We start from the raw sequence: 20,303 nt of genomic DNA, 5'->3' as shown, positions 1-20,303 counted from the left end.
GTTTACCCAGACACTTTTATTTTAGTCAAGGATTCTGCAGTTACCGTGCTGTCGCTCATGATATTGGCCATCAATAATTGGCTAGCCGCCGGATAACTTACTTGCTGCCACATTTCACGTGCCATAGCATCTAAATTTTGCCAGGTATTGTTTCTAATGTGCTCTGCCAGGATGTTGGCCACATCGGGATAATACACCGGCTCACTTTGATCTAGCTGAAGCCATGAATCTAGTATGTAAGGCTCTAGGCTTTCGGCTATATGTGCCAGGCCCAAGCTTTGCAAAGTATAGGCATTGGTAACTTGTTCAAACTGGCCAAATAATGGCTTAACCAACAATTTTTTACCTGCCGCCATGGCTTCTGAGGGTAGTTCAAAACCAGCGTTACAAAACACCCCGGCACAGCTGCGCAAATGCTCAAGAAAGTTTTCCCGATGAATGGGTTGTAACTCTAAGTTCTCTTCTTTTCCAACTTGCTTAATTTCTGGGTGAAAACAGACAAATTGATGGCCAGTAAAACGGGTTAACAAGGGGCGGATTTGCTCTAGAGACTCAAATGGCAAATACACCAGAATTTTGCCATTGTTTGTTAGTTCATCCAGCTTTTCCACTAAGGGCGGCGCAATAGTTTGCTTAAAGTCGCACCAGTGAACACCGAGGTTATATTCACATGGCGCAAAATTACGTACTAATAATCGATTCCATAAGCCCATTTCTTTAGTGGGAATGTCATGTAAAAACGCTGCTTGGTGAGAGATAGATATACTGGTTAAACCTTGCTTTTTGGCCGCCCAAGCACTCACCGGTTCAAAGTCATTAATCAGTAGGTCGTAACCAGACAAATCGAGTTCGGCAAGGTCTTTACGAAATTGCTTTAAAGAAAGATCCTTGAAGGTAGCCCATTTATCTACTTTACCGCCCTGATGATGAAAACTAATTCCCTTAAGGCTTTTGTATTCACCAAATTCTGCCACTTTAGGCGCTTTGCCAACCCGCCCAGACATCAATACATCTACCTCGATGCCTTGCTTTTTTAAAGCGCTACATAGCAAACGAGCTCGCGTAATGTGGCCGTTTCCTGTTCCTTGTACACCATAAAGAATTCGCATTATTTGGCTTACCTAATTAATACCGTAAACAATTAACAAACCTAAACTGGCACCTGCGATAACGTCGCTAATAAAGTGCACCCCAAGCAATACTCGAGAGCAGGCAACCAAACTCGCCCAGGTAAAAGCGACACCCGCCCAAGACGGAAATATCTGAGCTACGCTGCCAGCCATAACAAAAGCCCCAGCACTATGGCCGGAGGGAAAGCTAAACCGATCGGAAGGGCGAATAAATACCGGCAAAGCTTGTGGTCGGTCTCGTCGGAAAATTTGCTTAAGCAGCAGATAGCACATTAGTTCAATAACAAATGCAGGTAAGGCGAGACTCCAAAAGGCGCCGGCATATGAAGTGAAGGCAATAATGCCACCAAACAAGGCATAGTAGTAACCATCACCGGAATGCGATACTACTCTGGCTAAGCGGGCCACCTGTGCATTAAAGCGGTGCCCCAAACAGGTTGCGGAGATTGCATAATCCCACTGGCTCAATCGTTGTAACATACCAAGCTCCTTCTCGTGCTTTCCCACAGACTGGATAAAATGCTTTACCGAGAAATGAAACTAATTTTACAAATCCATGACAAAGCCCCACTTGGTGACAAATTACACAAGTAGAGCTCGGTGCTTTTACTGCAGAATTAAAATAGAACGGAGCCCAATAATAGAGCTAGAGCGCGAGGTTGATTGACTCAGCGTGGGGTAAAAAGCGCCTCTCCTTGAATAACCAGCCTCGCTTCAGCTGGCGGCTTGTTCGCGTAGCTAAGCATGGTTGTGGCTAATTGAACTGCTTCGATACCACGCCAGCGCCGCAAAGGTGACAAATTAGCGGAGAATACCGGTTGCAGTGCTGCCACTACTTGCTCGGAAAAACGCGCCTGTGTGCGCTCGCCTAGCAATGGCCCAGGGCGAAACAGCATTAAGTGTTTAAAACCAAGGCAAGCTAACTGATTCTCTAACTCTCCTTTTATGCGCAAGTAATGAGAAGGAGACTTGGCGTTTGCGAACAAAGACGAGATAAGCAAACAGTCTTCAACATGATTGCGCTTTGCCGCTGTGGCAAAAGCTAAAGGAAGTTCTAAATCAATGGCTCGCATTGCGGCTTTGCTGCCGGCTTGGCTAAGCGTAGTGCCAATGCAAATAAACAGGCTGTGGCCTTGAATAAGCTGCTGCCAACTGTCTATCTTGGCAAAATCTACAACATGCTCTTCCAGTTTATCCGCATTCACACCCGTGCTTTTGCGGCCAAATACCCGCACTTTATCCCAACTTTCATCCGCTAATAGTTGCTCTAGTAAGGCACTTCCAACTAGGCCTGTAGCGCCAATTACAATTGCAGTTTTAGTCAATTTATCTCTCCTGATTCACGCTAAATTCATGCCACTACATTTGCTGTTAGCCAGTTTGCCGAGAGCTTGTTAAACTAGCCGAAAACTTGTGCACAGAAAGGCCTAAAACAATAATAAGCCTAATCGTAAACTTGTGCAGTGAAGCAAACACAAATAACAATAGACAAGGATTAATGAATGTCTGACCTAGTCAAAATTTTTGATACCACCCTACGAGACGGTGAGCAAGCGCTGGCTGCCAGCTTAACAGTAAAAGAAAAGCTGCAAATTGCCTTTGCCTTAGAGCGCTTAGGTGTAGACATTATGGAAGTAGGTTTTCCTATTTCGTCACCTGGTGATTTTGATTCAGTGCAAACCATTGCGCGTGAAATCAAAGACTCAACGGTTTGTGCACTATCGCGCGCCTTACCCAAAGATATTGATGTAGCAGCCGAAGCCTTGAAAGTGGCCGATGCTTTTCGTATTCATACCTTTATCTCAACCTCAACTGTACACGTTGAAAGCAAACTAAAACGCAGTTTTGATGATGTGCTAGAGATGGCAGTAAACGCAGTAAAACACGCGCGTAACTACACCAATGATGTTGAGTTTTCTTGTGAAGACGCAGGACGAACTCCTATCGATAACCTATGCCGCATGGTTGAAGCGGCCATTAAAGCTGGCGCAACTACGGTAAACATTCCTGATACCGTGGGTTATACCGTACCTAGCGAATTTGGCGGTATTATTTCTACCTTATTTAACCGAGTGCCTAATATCGACCAAGCGGTAATATCAGTTCACTGTCACGATGACCTAGGTTTATCGGTAGCAAACTCTATTTCAGCGGTACAACAGGGCGCACGCCAAATTGAATGTACCTTAAACGGTATTGGCGAGCGTGCGGGTAATTGTTCGCTAGAAGAAGTAGCCATGATCATCAATACCCGTAAAGATCAGTTAGGCGGTCTAGGTACTAACATCAAATCTCAAGAAATTTACCGCGCCAGCCAATTGGTAAGCCACTTGTGCAATATGCCGGTGCAAGCCAACAAAGCCATTGTGGGCAGTAACGCCTTTTCTCATTCTTCAGGTATTCACCAAGATGGCATGCTGAAGAACGAAAATACTTACGAGATTATGACGCCAGAGAGCATAGGCTTAAATAAAAATAGCTTAAACCTTACCTCTCGCTCTGGTCGCCACGTAATTAAACATCGCATGCAAGAACTAGGTTACAGCGAAGAAGACTACAAGCTAGATGAGTTGTACGACAGCTTTCTAGAACTGGCTGATCGTAAAGGACAAGTATTCGACTACGATCTTGAAGCATTAGTCTTCTTCAATAATCTACAAGATGAATCAGAACACTACCGTTTAGAGTATTTAAGCGCGCAAAGTGGCTCGGACGTTGTCTCCACAGCCACAGTTAAGCTGATAGCTGGTGAAGAAACCATACTAGAAGCGTCTACAGGTAATGGTCCTATCGATGCGGCTTACCGCTGTTTACGTAAAATCACGGGCTACGACATTAAGATAGATGATTACACCATCGAGGCTGCTGGCGGCGGTACGGCAACCGCCGAGAAAACCGATATTAAAGACGCCTTAGGTAAAGCGGATATCGTAGCCAATTACCAAGGGCGAAAATACCATGGTATGGGTTTAGCTACTGACATTGTTGAAGCATCCGCCAAAGCTTTTGTTCACGTACTTAATCATATTCATCGCGCCGAGCAAGTGGCAAAACAAAAGCAGTCTAAATTGGGCTAGCATGTAAACAACCGGAGTCGTCATGAAAAGATTATTACTGTGCTTTATCATGATCTCCGGTTGCCTTTCGTTATCCGCTCAAGCAGAACAGCTTCGCTTTGAAAGGAATGCCGGACACTACAACTACCTTTGGAAGGACTACCAAAACAATACTCAAACGCTTAGTTTTAGCCTATTAAACTATCCACATAAACTCACCAAATTTACCCAATATCGTCCCGAGCAAGCTCAGCAATATGTGTTAAGCAAGCTCAAGCCAAGTCTGCGTAAAATAGATCCGAAACAAGCTAAAGTGAGCTTTAATACCCAACACGGTCAGCTGAGTTATCAACTGCAAGGAAATGACCAAGAGTTTATTCAAGAGCTATCAGAAAAACTCGGTAAAGAAGTGCAGCAGCATTATCAAGACTACTTAACTAAGCACTATTTTGTAGAAAAACAAACTGCCGATGGCGCGATGGGAATAATGCCCGACCATAATAGGCTTGCCCAAGAAAGTGCAGAGTATTTGTTTAGCTGGCTTAATAACAGTTTGAATCAACTCGAAGACCAAGCCAAGCAACGGGAAGTCAGCAATTACCTACTAAGTTTTGTTCAGTCCATTCCTTATAGCGAACTGCGTTCAAAGGATCGTTTGCGCGGAGCAGGTTTTCTCACGCCTATTCAGGTAATTAGAAATAATGTGGGCGACTGTGACAGCAAAACAACCTTGCTAGCCAGCGCATTGAAGACCCTCTATCCACGCTTAGATGTTGCCATTATCTATGTGCCTAATCATGCTCTACTTGCATTAGACATGGCACCGCAAGCTGGTGATGAAACTGTGAGAATAGAAGGGAAGCAGTATGTATTGCTAGAACCAACCGGGCCGGCCTTGTTCGAGCTAGGAAAGGTGGCAAAAGAAAGTGCCCAGTACATTCATTCAGGTTTGTATACCTATCAACAAATGGACTGGGTTCCACCAGAATTCAAGAGAGAGAAGTAAACTCTACCGCGTAGTCAATATCACCATCTCCGGCGCAACGAACTACTTTACCTTTGGCGCTAAAAGGCGCAACACCTTCACCACTCAAAGCCACTTCAACTTCGTCGCCAATAGCGAGCTTTACGTCTTTAACACTAATGCCCATTCCGGTTGCACTTAGGTCTTTACATAAACCAGCATAACGCTGTTGACCAACCACAATTCGCAACTCTGCGTTAATTAGCATACGGTGAAATGCACGCTTGTTTGCTTCTCCAATCATGTTCTACCTTCTATAGTTTTTCTTCTGCAAACGAGGCTAAACGGCTCCTTACCACCCCATTTAAATACACATTTGCACTACCATCAAAATCTTTAAAACGCTCTACAATGTAGGTTAATCCCGAGGTAACGGCCGACAAATAGTTGCTGTCGATTTGCGCTAAGTTACCACAGCATACCAATTTGGTTCCTTCGCCGCAGCGGGTAATAATAGTTTTAAGCTGGGAAGCTGTTAAATTTTGACATTCATCTAAAAACACAAATGCGTTCTGAATACTGCGTCCACGCATAAAGTTTACCGATTTAAACTGAATGTTAGCCTTCTCCATAATGTAATTCATAGAGCCGGACATAGATTCATCGTGTTTATGCAATACCTCTAGAGTATCAGTAATTGCGGCCAACCACGGAGCCATTTTCTCCTCTTCAGTACCCGGTAAAAACCCAATAGATTCAGCAATTTCAGGGGTGTTTCGGGTAACAATAATTTTGTCATAGATACCTTTTTCCACCACCATTTCAAGCGCAGCAGCCATCGCTAACAACGTTTTCGGGTGTGCCATATTTATATTAGCAAGACCGACCGACAAATCATAACTTGTTGGATATTCAATCTATAATATAAAAAATCTATGCTTTCAAGGCATACAAAAGGCACCCCTTATGTTCAGCTGCAAAAAAAGTGACGATAATCTATACCAAATAGTAGCTAGCGAAGAAGAGCTTACAAAAATAAGCTACGCTAGCGATAGTTTACTAGCCTCTTTGCTCCTGACACTAGAACAGAGGAAACTCAAAACGTCCTCAGCATTCAGCTTAATCAAAGCGCTTAATACCCTTTGTGAAAACCTCAGAAACCCAAAACTCGTCAGTTTGCTATTAAAACCGCAGAAACAGGTATCTGTTCAAAAAGTTATTCTTGCCTACAGAGAATTGGAATACTTACTAGCGTCTTCGCCTATTAAGAAATGGCGTGAAGCTAGTTCTGCATTCCGCACATTTGCAGCTGAAACTGAGTTTAGAATGTCTGAGGGCCCCCCCATAGGGATATGCGGATATACCTCTATGTGGCCTCATAGTGAAAAAAGCACATCCTATGTAGCCAATTCGGCGCAAAATATAAGAACTGTAAGGGTGAAAGGCAGCAATTATAGAAAAGCGTATGTTGTTTTCGACCCAGATCGCTACTCGCCGTTAATGCTTGAAGGAGGGTTACTAGATGAGAGTTTAAATAAGGCTCAAAAACGAACACAAACCGACTATGATGTCTTGTCTTGGAAATCAACATTAGAAACTATCGCCAGAACTAAGAAACTAGAGAGTCTTAGAAAGCTACTAACAACTGAACCGAGCTCTATTTCGCCAATAGTGTTAAGAAGTGGCCTAAAGGAAATGGAAGATATTCTTAAGAGCTCTAATTCAAAATGTCCTCAACAAAAAAGTCGTGCATTTAGAAGCCTTCTGTCCATTGGAGGGGCGATTAGTAATGGGTTTACGGTTAACGAGCATGAATTTATCAGCCGATTCTCAAAGCATGTTGCTAATGAAACGGAAAATAGCGGTATAACCAGTGTTGAGAGTGTGCTGGTGGCGTTTTCTCAGAAGAAGTCACGTTGTATGTATATTGATAACCATTGTAGCGCTAACTCTCGCCTATCAGAAACTGTCGAAAACTTATCCAAGAGTTCAATGAAGCGCCCCATAACCTTAAAACGCTTCGACTTATTCCGTAAAGCTGTAAACAAACTGAACTCTACGGGTAAAGCCGCATCCAACTGTCCTTACATATTCGGAGCGAAAGAAAAAGATGATGAACAAGTAATCAACACTAACGTTGAGTATGCTGTTGATATTCTCGCTGGGGATAAACCTATGCGCTCGGCCTTTTTCAAGGTGCTTGTAGAGTACTCAGAGTCAGGTAAACAGATTCAACAAGTCTATGAAAACACAATTAGAAAAAAAAGACTTAATGATAGAGCATCATTGGCTAAAGCCACGTGTTCCGCAAATAAAAGTCACCGGGCAAAGGCCATCCCCATAGTACATCCAGAGAATGAAGAATTGAGCCAACTTAATCACTCTGGGGGAATTCTTAATCTCTGTTTTATTCGCTCCAACTGGGATGTGCTCGCTTCAGGAAGCAAAGCTAAAGATAGCTACCAAACTAGAGTCTCCATAAGCAAAGCTCTGAGACAACTATTGCTAAAGAAGGACATTCATAATGTGTACAAAGCGCTCTCCATGCAACCATCAAAACTACATTTCAATCAACTATATCTCGCGTATCGCGAAATAGAATATGCGATGATAGGAATACCTTCGGGCCACTCACTGAGCAATTCGCTGCAGCTTTTTATAAATCGATATATTGATGTCATTGCGGACAATGTAAAACCGAATTGCGTCACTAATTTATCAACCTCCCAAACAATGAAAAAAGTTTCGGATAAGAGTTGCCCTCCCTCAGAATTGATTACATTTCAAAAAGTCAAAATTAAAAACAAAGACGAACAACTCGTTGTATTTGATGGGTTTCGTCTACCTGGTTTAATGCTTCGTAATAGCCTGCTATACCATTGCCTAAAATCATCAGGATCAACCCGGATACAGTATTCCGAGGCTATAGGGATTAGGAAAACCCTCGAATATATATCTAAAAACAAAGCCAGCTCATTAAAGCACTTACTCAATTCATCCGTATCAGCGCTTACAGCTAATAGCGTGCTTAGCGGCTTCATTGAGCTAGAGTCATTGCTAGAGGAAAAAGGCCCCAAAAAGCCTAGTCTGCCTAGTACGCAATTTAGAGGGTTCTTGGGAAATTGGGGCGGAACCCAGTTTACTTCAAAACTACTCAAAGTTTCGGGTTTTAGAACTCGTTTTGATCGCGAAGGAAATACAATATGCCCAAAGCCTATACCATTGTTCTATCAAAATTTAGATACCCCCCAACCATATTTAGAGGTAAATACATACTTATGCCCTCCTTTATTCCGAGAAGGAGGCGTACTCACGGAAGCACTAAAGACTGCCAGTCGTAGATCTCGAAGTGAACCTTTTGAAATATCAGAGCTTCAGATATTGCTAGCAACGATTGAACACATTGTTATTAACCTGAACGAAGCTCCCAGAATAGGCATGATGTCCTTTTTAGGAGAATCACTGACCACTTGTCCAAGAAATAAGCTCCTGCTTTGCTTAAGAACAATCGAGAATCTACTTGAGTTAAATAGTAACCTTGATCACGAGAAACACTTCAATACTCTTTGGAAGCTACTCACTATAAACGATGAGCGTACTTCAGACGGGAGGCTGTTATCTGATTCTGGATTTAAAAGTCGTTTCGCACATTCAAAATTACACTCTAAAGTAATAGCTACCTTTCAAGCTAAGACAAAAGTTAATGGCAGATTAAGACGAAGTACAATAGAAAGAAACATCACCTCATTAAGCGGTTATCTGAGCTCCCAAGGGCTGCTAATGACATCTATCACCAATGCAGCAAAGTCGTCAGAGATTTCTCCATTCTTTAGCACCGAAATAAGCAATTTCATGACATCTATCAACCGAATTGTCGGTTGCGTCTTCTCAAAAGTCGTCAATATAGATAAAGGTCAAAGAAACTTGCCATTAATAACTCTGTTTAACAGCCCTTCATCAGAACTGACAATTCGGCAGATCGTTCTAGGACTCAAAAGAATGGAAGACATCATTGACAACCAACAAAGTAACTATAAGGGTAAAACAAGTGAGCTAATTCGCCGATTCCTAAGTGACTTTGGCGGGCTGATTTCAACAGGCATTAAAATTAGCGAATGCAGATTCCAAACGCGCTTCTCTGTTCGAGAAGAACGAGCCTATAGTGAGCTTATCGAGCCCATTGACTCCGATGGTTCTCCTATACCGCACCCTATCATCACTAAACATGCCACGGTTTCACAACTGAAAGAAAAACTGAATGAATACTATCAAGCACCGACCGATGCCATATGTAGAGCTTGCGATCTAGAGATAGGACTTTATCAAGAGCTTGTTAACTGTTTTGAACCATTTGTTGAACAAATTGAAGGAACGAAACTCTTTCGTTATGGCATATCAACGTCCCTTTGGAACATTGTTAAAGAGAGAGCCATAGATAGCCGCTCCCGTACTAACGAAATGAAAACGTTAATCAACACGTATGGCTCAGACCAGTTACTTGCGGCTTATTTACAATTACGAGTGCTAACCCCTGCTAAACAACATGTTTATTGTGCAGGGAAGGCGCAACTCATTCCTGAAGAATTTAAACACTGGTTTGGGGGGACGGGCTCTGGGATGTCTTCGTTTCTATGGAGTCCATTCATACTGCCAAGGAAAGTCTTGCTTTGCTGCTTCTTGCGCATAAGTATTCATACATCATGGAACAAAGATGCTATCGCAACATTACAAGTTAAAGATCTTCCGAAGTCACTTCCGAAGTCACTTCCGTCGACTAGTTTCTTCATTCAAGGTTACAAAAGTAAAGTTGGGAAAAGTACAAAACCTGTTGAAGTCACTGTAATCAACCATGAGGTCCGACAAGTTATTGAATTACTTATTCACCATACAAACAATATGAAGAAGCTAGGGTTTACAACAAAGAGCATTTGGGAAACCCCTTTTTCAAAAGGTCTGACGTTTCTTTCCCAAATAGACCGCAAAGGCTTCATCGAAAAACATCACTTACCTCAATTTACAATTGAACAGTTATCAAAGCACATGATCAAACTCCGGCTAGGCATAGATGGAGATATCAGAAAGAGCCAAGACGAGAGAAATCACTCTCAGTTACTTACCACAGCAGGGTATGCCGATCACCCACTAGCAAGAGCATTCTTTGATGCTAACAACGCCGAATTTCAGCGTCGCCTTGAAGCGTCAGTACAGTTTAGGTACGCAGATGAAACGTCCCTAGGTCCCTATGGCTTAAGCGAGGAGAACATTGACGTTCTTTTGCTCTCAGAACCAGACTCTAAAGAGCCTACTCCACAGTGGTTTCTACTACCTGATGGCTCCAGCTGTAACGACATTTGGTCCTCTGTTGATAAAGTGAGCGCTGCTCAGAAGCTATGTAGTGGAAGAAGATGTCACGCTGGTGACGGCTGCCCTCATAATAAAATATTTATCGGTCCAAAAGAGTTAGCAATTACACTGAGAAAACAGCGGTGGTATGTGGAAAGGGTCGATACTCTAATTGCTCGGTACACCAAAGATTATTTTGAAGAATACATCGCCCCGGAAATGAGGTTCGTGTTTGGATTGTTAAGCTATGTGAAGGCGTCAACACCGGAGCTTTATTTTGAAGCCGAACAATTATTACACTCAGAATCAGAGGGACAGCTATGAATCAGCCATACTTGACCTCCGCGGGAATTCGCGATTTTTTCGACACTCAATCAGACCGTATTCAAGACTCAGCAAGTCAATTGTACGTACATGATGAAAAGCTAGAAATCGTTGGGACTCGGCTAATCATCAGTAACGCTATGGAAAACGTCCCTAATCGCGATAGTTTTCAGATTGACTTATCCACTTATTGGCTTCCTGGCACGGGAGATTTTACTCATCCGGTTCCCCTACTGCTTTACCCACATTACGCTCAAACAGTAATAAGTAAGGTCGACTCATTCGTACAACGTATCAAACAAACACCATCATTCAAAAATACAGTAGCAAGCACGTTCAATAATTCTCTGCGGTTTATTGAATGGGCATTATTAAATGGTCATTATTCGCTCGAGAGTGTTTCTGAGAAGGATGTAACGAAACTGTGCCACGCACTAAAGAAAGGCGGAATACCAAGTATGCTTTCTTTACCAGAAAGGCTTGAAGCGTATTTAATGTCAATAAAGCACAGCAAGCTGCTACTTGAGGGGATCACCTACGATGGAGCGTCTTTAAACACCAGTTTAATATCAAAACAAATCGGTACTACAAGTTTGCACGGAGTAGTACCAAAAGCGTTTTATACCAAGGTGGCCTATCTGCTAAAGAAAAAGGGAGGGGCTGTAACACAACGCTTTGCAGAAAGTGGCAGGGACATTCCAGCACAACCATCCTCTAAATCTCTAAATACACTCTTCTGCGAGTGGAACGAGCTGGCATTACTCAACAATAAAAACAAGCTGACGTTCTATCCCTTCAAAGGCCCCTATCAACTATCACGTAAACTGGGGAAAGCTCCGGGTAGGACTCCTAATCTTCATGTAGAGCATATCACTAAGATTCTTGGCAATGCACACTTGTGGTTATACAAAGCGGCTCCTTTAATAATAGAGATAGTAGTAGCGCTACGAGCTGCTGTTGACATCAACCTACATAGATCGACGATTCAAGGTAATCGCTTTAACTCAGTTTTAAAATCGTCCAATGAGTTAAAAGAATTAGAGCAGCTATTAAGCATTAATATATCCCGCACCAATGTTAACCTTCGAGGAAAACAGAGCAATGATAAATGGACTATCGTTGAGTGCGTCACGGCTTTAATGACAGCCTGCTACATCATTCTTCAGACATACAATGCTCGCAGAAAGTCAGAAATTCAAGATCCGTATATAGGCATAGCAAAAGAGGAGCACTTTCGCTGCGTAGACGAGCATAACAATTGGTATCAAGCGTGCTTTTATAACGAAAAACACGCGAGCCGCTACTGGTATACTCTCAATAATGGAAGCACTGAAGCTTTAAGAGTATTGTTCAAACTCAAGAACGCTTGGGATACCAAAGAACATTCAGGACTATTCCACGTGCCTCGCTTCTCACTAGATAATGACTTCAACATAAACGCATACAAGTATGAATATGCGAAAGGAAAAGTTAGTCGGATTACAAGCGACCAGTTTTTAGCCTTTTCTCTGGGTTATGATGCCATTCACGCGAAAGGGAGCCATATATTCAGGCGTATTTATGCTGTGATCTACCACTATCAATACGAAAATGCCGAGCTCTTGGCCTTGTGTCATCAATTGGGTCACGTCGATCCAACCGTCACAGAGGTGTACGTAACAGATCCAACAGCACGGGAACAGCATGAGCAGCTCCACCATAAGCTCAAGAGAGTTAACAGCGAAAAAGTAGAATCAATAAAGGTTCTTAGCGAAGAGAACAAGTCGTTAGAAGACACCATTAGAGAAGTAGGCTCAGAAAAAACAGCTGAAGATATTTTAAGTCTAATGTTGGGCTCTAGCTCTATGGCTGGCAGGTATCCAGCCTATTTAAAGCGCGTTTACAAAGTGCTATCTCAAAGTGTGAAGCTAAGAAAGGCAAGTGAAGATACCTATGGAGATAGCTTTTTTAACCTCTCTAAAAAACAACAAAGCAAAATCATGGCGAGTATTCTTAGTGCGCGAGGGCATCGACATAACCCCAAAGCTACGGGTAACTGCCATCGAGACCCAACACTACCAAAAACTCACCGACTACCTTGTGAGCCCCAAGTATGTAAAGGGTGCCCTTACCAACAAGTGAAGAGAGTACACCTAGATATTATGCAAGATGACCTGAATGAACTGCAAAATATGGCAAAAGATACTAAAGAGCTCGGCCTCTTGGAGCGAGTTCGAGCAGAAGAATCAGCAACCAGTTTAGCGAGAGTTATAAGTCAACATGAAAGAACAATGAAAAGAAACGCGCAACTTTTCGATGACCTGAAGGAAAAGACATAAATGGATAAACAGAGAAAAGAAGGCATCGAGAGAGTAGAGCAAAAACTTAAAATACTCGAGACATGGGTTAACACTGAAATTCCCTATTTACGGACCCGCGACGGACTACGCATCGAGTCAAATGCCGTGGGGGAGTTTAAGCTTGAGTACTTCCCCAAAAGCGTGTCAGCGCTAAGAAGATGGAATGGCCACAAAAATAGTTTCGAAGTAGTCGAAAAATTTGCAATTCCACACAAAATCACTAGTACTGAAACCTATAAGGCGTCACCAACATATCTTCGCGAGCGTATTGAGGGCAATTGCACACTAGAGAGCATCTTTGAACGATTAAAGAATAAAGCTCTGCTTCAAACCCAGAATAGAAAATCTACAGAGATCAAAAATTTAAAACGTGCGTTAAACCAAGCAGAGAACAATCATAAAGCCATTGCGCATGAACTCATTTCTATCAGGCTCGAGAACCAGCTGCTCACAGAGCGCTGTCTAACATATGACCTAACTATAAAAGGCTTAAAGAAACAGCACGCTGTTGAAATAGAATGGAGAAACACGGTCGCAGTTAACTATCAAGAGAAGCTACTAGCCCTCGAGTCAACTAATAATCAGTTAAGGCAAACATTATTAGACTTGAGTGAGAGGGAAGGCATCAGCATTGAGCTAGAGCAGCTGGAAAGTAACATAATTGATTTCACAGGCGGAAACCAATGAAAAGACGAAACCGTTTGATAAGAACAAGCTCAAGAGACACAGGAAAACAAAAGGCTCGAGAGCTGAGACAATGGTTAGCAAGTAACCCTATTATTCCGACTTTCCAAGGTCAACCCAACCAAACGGCTATAGGAAGACAGCTAGGCATAACCCGTTCTACATGGAGCTCTAACCCAGAGCTCCAGATAATCTGGAATGAAATAAAAGAATCATTCGGTAAAGAGTCCGCCCCTATTGATCATTATGTAGAACGCTCAAGCGAGGAGAAAAATCGACAACAAATACAGGAGTTGATTGTGGAAAACCAGCAGATGAAACAAGAGCTTTTGCTAACTAAGGCTAAGCTAGAGATGCTAGAACAAGATGCAGCAGCCCTTGAATGGTTGACGCTTACCGGACGCTACATTCCTCGTCTTCCTCCGAACTATTCAGATGAGTGAGAGCCAAAACATCGATGAGTATCAGGGTTCTTAAGAGTAGCAGCATAACTTCTAGGCTCACAGGAATTGTAATCGCAATTCTTGAGCGTTCTCCTGCTGGAGGCCTCTCAGGCGACCTTATCGTTAGGTTAAAAGTGGGTGCTGAAAAACATAGAGTCCAATTCCCTGGCGAAGCTGACATTGCACAACCTAGCCTCTACGACATTTGGCGAGTTGATGGTTGTTTTGAAGAACATCCCGAACACGGCATACAGTTTGTCGCTAACGAAGCTCGACGCTTGCCCGTAGCAGCAGGAGCGCCTCAAGATATGGTTTGCGAACACATCACTCATAGTCCTTATTTTGCCGGTTTGGACAGCTTTTGGGGACAGAAGCTAAATACATACTTTTCTAACTCTCTCGTAGACGCACTAAGCACCTCCAATCACATTGACCTCAGCAATAAAGCAGGGCTGGCAATGCCGATATCTTTGGCAAAGTCACTATTAAAAGGATGGAATAAACTTCTGCAAGAAGAAGAACTGCGAGCATACTTAATAAAAAAACAACTTACAGCTGTTTCAGCAACTTGCCTGACCACTTTCTGGGGTAACCGAGCAATTGAACACTTAGAGAAGAATCCATATTGGCTACTTTGTTTTATGCATACACCAGAGCCATCTCCAGAACAATGGAAACAGTTAGACAAAGTGATTCGCAAAGCATACTCAATAAGGCAAAGTGATAACCGCAGGGTATGTTCAGCAATAGAGTACATTCTTCATATGACTTATGAGCGTTCAGGCAACACAGCTCTGCCCATGACTTATGTCGAGAAAAGCCTTAGAGAAATAGGAATCAATTCTGATACCCTAAGCGCTCTGGAGGATGAATCTAACCTATCATTGGAGGTTTCTAGCTATTCGGGCTTTATACAATCCAAAGGGCTAAATGCGATTGAGACGAGCTTGTCCTCCAAGTTAATGCAACAAGCTACGAGCAAAGCCGAGATAACAATTAAGTTCGATGAGAATCTTTTGAGTGCATTTGAATCAGTAGAGGGAGTCGCACTAACAGCGAAGCAAAGGCAAGCAGTAGAGTATTCGATTGAGTCAGAATTACCGATTATAGACGGTCCTTCAAAAAGCGGAAAGACGACCATATTAAGAGCCATCGCGTATCAGCTAACAGCTCAAGGATTCAGAGCGCTTGTGTTACCTCCATTAGAAGGAAACAAAAACAATCTGGGTATCTTAGTAGAACACGGCAGCCCAAAAGATAAAGGGGCTTCCTATTTCCCACCCAACAACGATAAAAAGCAGGAGCAAACGACCCTACTAATTGACGATGCTTCGCTACTGGATATTTGGATGTTGTTTCGACTACTAAAAGAACTCCCAAAGAATGTCAAACTGTGCTTTTTTGGAGATTCAAGAAAACTACCTCCACCAGGTCCGGGGCTAATTTTTCATCAACTATATTGTAACAGCCATGGTAACAAGACTTTCAAACTGGAGTCGCTTCGCCCTCCCCCCCTTTCATTATTTAGTGATGCGCTCTTACAACCAAATGCTCAGACTGCATTGAGTAGTCTTGTGAAAAAGTATCAATCAGAACCTCTTTCCCCCGTTAGCCTCATTTCAATAGAGCCTGTGGCCCTCTCGGAGCAGAGTGAACAATCCGCTCTCTCTGCCTGGTATGAATTCTATCGCAAGGGGGAAAGTGCCACCATTATAGTGGAATCAAAAAGCGCTCAGGATAGAATTAACAGAGAAATACAGAGTGTTATATCTAATAAAAAACAACTGAAATATTCACGAAGCCAAGAGCATTCACTCTTGGCTGGTGACCCAGTAATATTTACCCAAAGCAACTCTCGGTTGGGTATAACATTTGCGGCAAGGGGCGTAATCGCCCAAGAAGACTGCAGTGAAGTCAATAGTCAGAAGCATTTAGGAAGTTTGGAGGTGAAGTTTGAGAAAAGCGTAACAAAGACACTGACTAAAGAAGAATGCCTTTACTTGAGGCTTGCTTATAGCCTGAGTCCTAGATTTGCTCAAACCTCAAAATACAATAATCTCATTATCATCCTAAATAGCAGGAACCTTTTGTCTAAACGGGCTCTGTATACACTATCAACTTTGGCCGACCAGCACCTAGTACTAGTAGGGCATAAAACTGATCTTTCAGAGATTCTCGGGAGAGGCTTTGGTGACGTTGGACGCTTCAATGGTGTGCCTTTTGGAGCAGAGGGCTATGAGTAATGGAAGTACTTGAAACCTCCATACAGATATCAAGCAAAACTTACTACTTGTTCCAAAGCAAAGATGGGCAGGTTCTATGGCCGCCGACTGATTTTGTCAATGAACTAATCAACAACGAAAAATCTCAGAGTACAATATCCACCTACCGCCAAGCTATGCGCAGCCTTTTTGAGCACCTTGCTAGCGAAGGGAGAGAATGGCATGAAATGACGGACAGAGGGCTGCTCGGATATCGCGACTGGCAATTGACAAAATCTAAATCTAACCCAAGGTGGAGAGGACTAGAGAGCGTAACCAAAAACAATATAAATCACGACTATTTGTGTCCTATTTACGAGTTTTACCTTTGGGCGCAGCTCAAAGGACTACACTCTAATTTACTCGGTATATCTTTACAAGGTAACACAGAATACCAAATTACCTCAGCACTCCTAAAAAGAAATGAAGCAATATCGAGAAAGGAAGCTCCGAATCAAAAACAGCTTTACCCCATGCTCTATGTCAGCCCCCCCAATAACAACGTCGATCGGGCCATCACTGACGACGAACTAGAGCAGTTACTAGATCTCATTCGTAACAATTACACGGGCTATGAACGGGCAAGCCTTCTTTTGATGACCCGGATTGTTGATGGCAGCGGCGCCAGACCAATCATGTTAAGTGGATTAGTTCAAGGGCAATTTACTTATAACACCTTAACCAAAGAGCTATACGATACAGATTCGAACCACCTATATGTTACTCCCTTAAGGCAGAAGGGAGGTAATTCTATGCCTCTCAAATTCCCGCAAACACTCGCAATGAACATAGCCGCATTCATTAGTTATGATCTATTACCTTTTGTGGAACAAACTGGAGTTTCAAACCCTAAAGGGCACTTGTTCTTAAACCCCAAGAATGGCCGACCACTAAGTCCCGAACAAATTACTAAAACCTTTAGCTCTGTGACAAATAAACTCGGCTGGCCAAAAGGAAAAAGTATTTATGGGCTGCGCCACCGTTACGCGAATAAACGAGTAGCGCTGCAAACGGATATAAACAGAGAGTTGGGGTTTTCGCAGGAAGAAAATGCAGTGGCTCTTCAGGTGTCATTGGACATGACACACAGAAGCAAAGCTTCTCTTAAAAGTTACGTTAGAAACAGAACCAGAGAAAGTCACAAAACTCGTCTTAGTCGTCAAAATGACAGAATAGAGGAACTAGAGTCAATCGTGGAGCGATTAGAACTGGAAAAACACCTCTTGTTAGAGCGGCTGGAAGAAGAGCAAAAAGCCTCGCTTCAATTGCAAAGCCAGAAAAATCAAAGGCAAGATTCAAATAGCAAATAATATTATAAACATGTCTCAATGTTATGTGTTAACACGCTAACTTGTACTAGCTCTTAACTGATCTGACAATTACCCAATTTTAAATCGGTGCCAGTCAGTTTAGATTTGAGCTAGGTTATTCTCAGCTAATTCATATTAACAGGTCAATTTCAAAGCCCTATATAAGAATCAAATTGCGGGTGCAACTTTAAAGTACTTTTGTCCCCAAAGTGATTTGGAAACTTGTCAGGTTATATTGGTTTTTGAACGCTACCATTTCCAATTGTTCATTACTTCTGGGAGAGTGACAAGTAGCCATATGTTCATCCAAACAGCTGTACTATTCGTTCCTTAAAGCCACCAAGTAAAGCTAGGTTGTAGTTGTTTTCTTCTTCCATATCTCTCGTTTTAGTTACTGGTTCTCTCATTTTTGATTGGCTAAGCTCTAGGCTGACTGCATTAGTAGCATTGTCGTTGAATGAGCTTTCGATTTGATATTTGTTAGCTGGTAAGGAAATATCAATCGTTTCGGTGTTCTGATGTTCCAATACCACAGTGGTCTCTGGTAAATCTACGTTAATACGCTGTGCAAAGTCACTCAGGCTCGGCTCTGCGAGGGTGAATAACCATGCCGCTTGGTTTGGTGAAGCATCAACACGCAGTATTCGGCCAAGAACCTGCCGGTAGTGCATTTCTGTTTTTATACGGCTGAGGTGGCAACATACTTGTAACCTAGGAATATCGGTGCCCTCAGCAATCATTCCTACACTGACAATCCATTGAGTATTGTTATGCCTGAATTGTTCGATTGTTTTTGAGGGTTTTTTCATGTGTGAGGTAACAAGGCATGCAGATTGCGCCAGGTCATCAACTAAATAACTGAGTAACTGTTTCGCATGAGCAATCGACGAAGCAACTATAAGCCCCCCTGCTTTTTGATTAAGCTCTCTAATTTTCGAGAGCTTTTCAACTCCCAGTTTGAGGACATAAAGCATCACCTGCGGGTGATGAAGCAAGGCTGAGTAGCTTAATGAGGAACCGTTCAATAAGGAAGAAAACGAATTAAAAACACTACGCTCATCCCCTTCATTAAGATGAATGTTGTCGTTGTCGATTAAGGCGATATTTGGCGTACGGCAAACGCCGTCAGCGATAGCTTGCTCCAATCCATAGATGAAATCACAGTGAAGAGTATTATCCGGCTCTGTAAAGCGAGACAACACAATGGGCGCTTTGTCTGAGCGCCATGGTGTCCCAGATAATGCTAGAGTGAAGGCAGCCTTGTCTTGAATGTTAACTAAAACTTCTTCTCCCCAAGCATTTGCATTCGCATATTCATGGCCTTTTAAATGATGCACTTCATCCATTATTACCATAACTCTATGAGTGTTAAGCAACTGCCAAAAACCACTATTAAGCGATGACATAGATTGGTAGGTGTAAGCGTTGCCTACGGAACCGATTAAACCGTCAAATCGTTTGTTTAAGCGTTTTGAAAAAGTAGCTCTAATGCCTTCATTCACTTCAGTTGATGGTGAAAAGCACAGTACAAAATCAATTTTTCCAGCGTCCAGTAAATGGCGAGCCAGCTCTGCTGCCATAACGGTTTTACCTGCTCCAGGCGTGGCTAAGCACATAAAGTGATTTTGTTGGGTGTAGAGCTTTAGAGCGTGCTTAATGCATTTCGATTGCCATTGGCGTAGTTGCATCACAGTGACTTCAGCTCAGCTATTCCTGCTTCCAGTGCTTTTATTTTTCCTGTTAACGTAGAGCTGTGATTACGTGCCGTCATATAGCGAGGATATAACTTTGCTCTAGCTTGCGGTAGTGAATCACATAACCGCTTAAACTCCTCAGCCTCACCAATGCTACTTAGTAAGTTGACTTGATATTGATTCAAGGTTGACTGTAAAGCATCCAGTTGAGCCGAAGCTTTTTGATTCAGCTCACTTTCTATAAGTGGCTGAACGGCTGATTTAGCTTCTTGCTTCGGCTTGCTAGGGCTTAATAGTTTGGGGCTGAATTTTGAGGTCTTAAGATAAACATGTTTGCCATTATCATGCTGTTTAGTCAGCAACTCATTGGCTATCAAACGGCGTAAAGTTCGGTGGACCATTTGGCTCGCATTTTTGTTCGTTTCTTCTCTGTATACCTCTTGGTAAGCCGTTTTTAGCTGGCTAACTGTAAACTGCTGAAACTTTTCATCTATTAACGTTTTGTACAACACACTATCTATACGAACCATGAATAACTCACACCAACCAAATTATTATTTCTTGAAAGACTCACTAAACACGCAGTGACCAACAGAGGGTATTGCAGCGTTCCTTTGTTTTAAAACGCCTAATTCTTGACAATTAGAAGCAAAAGACTAAGGATTCCTTAGCATACCTTGTATTCAAAAACTAAGACAATCTTAGTTATCTTAGGATCATCAATGACAACACCTTGGCCGATAAAATTACAACTA

Annotated in this window: 14 protein-coding genes and 1 pseudogene; 8 read left to right on the top strand and 7 right to left on the bottom strand. The window is 42.6% G+C overall.

The genetic code is table 11. From position 1 onward, the window contains the following. Positions 1-2: 2 nt before the first annotated feature. The 3 genes from LQZ07_RS04705 to LQZ07_RS04695 form a co-directional block, all read right to left on the bottom strand. Complete coding sequence (locus LQZ07_RS04705) at positions 3-1,109, bottom strand: MJ1255/VC2487 family glycosyltransferase (RefSeq protein WP_152780686.1); 1,107 nt, start codon at positions 1,107-1,109, stop codon at positions 3-5. A 12-nt stretch (positions 1,110-1,121) separates the two neighbouring features. Next, positions 1,122-1,610 (bottom strand): phosphatase PAP2 family protein, encoded by a 489-nt coding sequence (locus LQZ07_RS24545; RefSeq protein ID WP_016400705.1) that lies wholly within the window; start codon positions 1,608-1,610, stop codon positions 1,122-1,124. 188 nt (positions 1,611-1,798) lie between these two features. Next, complete coding sequence (locus tag LQZ07_RS04695) at positions 1,799-2,455, bottom strand: NAD(P)H-binding protein (protein ID WP_152780688.1); 657 nt, start codon at positions 2,453-2,455, stop codon at positions 1,799-1,801. A gap of 177 nt (positions 2,456-2,632) precedes the next feature. On the opposite strand from LQZ07_RS04695, the gene leuA reads away from it, so the two are divergent. Both leuA and LQZ07_RS04685 read left to right on the top strand, forming a co-directional pair. Continuing rightward, positions 2,633-4,207 carry a 2-isopropylmalate synthase gene (leuA, locus tag LQZ07_RS04690; protein WP_152780690.1) on the top strand — a complete coding sequence of 525 codons (1,575 nt, stop codon included), beginning with the start codon at positions 2,633-2,635 and terminating at the stop codon, positions 4,205-4,207. A 22-nt stretch (positions 4,208-4,229) separates the two neighbouring features. Further along, a complete protein-coding gene (locus tag LQZ07_RS04685; protein WP_152780692.1) occupies positions 4,230-5,192 on the top strand; it encodes a hypothetical protein in 963 nt (320 codons plus the stop codon). Here LQZ07_RS04685 and LQZ07_RS04680 read toward each other — a convergent pair. Then, complete coding sequence (locus LQZ07_RS04680; protein ID WP_152780694.1) at positions 5,176-5,454, bottom strand: PilZ domain-containing protein; 279 nt, start codon at positions 5,452-5,454, stop codon at positions 5,176-5,178. The two genes, LQZ07_RS04685 and LQZ07_RS04680, sit on opposite strands and share 17 nt — an antisense overlap. Before the next feature lie 10 nt (positions 5,455-5,464). After that, positions 5,465-6,004, bottom strand: a pseudogene (locus tag LQZ07_RS04675) (PhoH family protein); the annotation flags it as partial. A gap of 112 nt (positions 6,005-6,116) precedes the next feature. Here LQZ07_RS04675 and LQZ07_RS04670 point away from each other — a divergent pair. From LQZ07_RS04670 to LQZ07_RS04645, 6 genes are all read left to right on the top strand, one after another. After that, positions 6,117-10,817, top strand: coding sequence for a hypothetical protein (locus LQZ07_RS04670; RefSeq protein WP_152780696.1), 4,701 nt, complete (start codon positions 6,117-6,119; stop codon positions 10,815-10,817). Further along, positions 10,814-13,135, top strand: coding sequence for a hypothetical protein (locus LQZ07_RS04665; protein WP_152780698.1), 2,322 nt, complete (start codon positions 10,814-10,816; stop codon positions 13,133-13,135). The genes LQZ07_RS04670 and LQZ07_RS04665 overlap by 4 nt, the downstream gene beginning before the upstream one ends. Then, entirely contained in the window at positions 13,136-13,843 is a 708-nt protein-coding gene (locus LQZ07_RS04660) for a hypothetical protein (RefSeq protein ID WP_152780700.1), read from the top strand. It abuts the gene before it with no gap. Continuing rightward, positions 13,840-14,283: a hypothetical protein gene (locus tag LQZ07_RS04655; protein WP_152780702.1), complete on the top strand. Its 444-nt coding sequence runs from the start codon at positions 13,840-13,842 to the stop codon at positions 14,281-14,283. The genes LQZ07_RS04660 and LQZ07_RS04655 overlap by 4 nt, the downstream gene beginning before the upstream one ends. A 134-nt stretch (positions 14,284-14,417) precedes the next feature. Beyond that, entirely contained in the window at positions 14,418-16,526 is a 2,109-nt protein-coding gene (locus tag LQZ07_RS04650) for an AAA family ATPase (RefSeq protein WP_194164075.1), read from the top strand. Continuing rightward, positions 16,526-17,854, top strand: coding sequence for a hypothetical protein (locus LQZ07_RS04645; protein ID WP_152780706.1), 1,329 nt, complete (start codon positions 16,526-16,528; stop codon positions 17,852-17,854). The genes LQZ07_RS04650 and LQZ07_RS04645 overlap by 1 nt, the downstream gene beginning before the upstream one ends. A 302-nt stretch (positions 17,855-18,156) precedes the next feature. Here the strand turns inward: LQZ07_RS04645 and LQZ07_RS04640 are convergent, their stop codons facing one another. Both LQZ07_RS04640 and LQZ07_RS04635 read right to left on the bottom strand, forming a co-directional pair. Continuing rightward, a complete protein-coding gene (locus LQZ07_RS04640) occupies positions 18,157-19,542 on the bottom strand; it encodes a DEAD/DEAH box helicase (RefSeq protein WP_152780811.1) in 1,386 nt (461 codons plus the stop codon). Continuing rightward, the gene (locus LQZ07_RS04635) at positions 19,542-20,078 is read right to left on the bottom strand and encodes a hypothetical protein (RefSeq protein ID WP_152780708.1); all 537 of its coding nucleotides are present in this window, start codon (positions 20,076-20,078) and stop codon (positions 19,542-19,544) included. Before LQZ07_RS04635 ends, LQZ07_RS04640 begins: the two co-directional genes overlap by 1 nt. Between the last annotated feature and the right edge of the window lie 225 nt (positions 20,079-20,303).

It is taken from the genome of Agarivorans sp. B2Z047 (assembly GCF_023373605.1).
GTDB classification, from domain to species: domain Bacteria; phylum Pseudomonadota; class Gammaproteobacteria; order Enterobacterales; family Celerinatantimonadaceae; genus Agarivorans; species Agarivorans albus.
The sequence above is the reverse complement of the archived record's forward strand: the minus strand, read 5'-3'. Positions and strand labels throughout refer to the sequence as shown.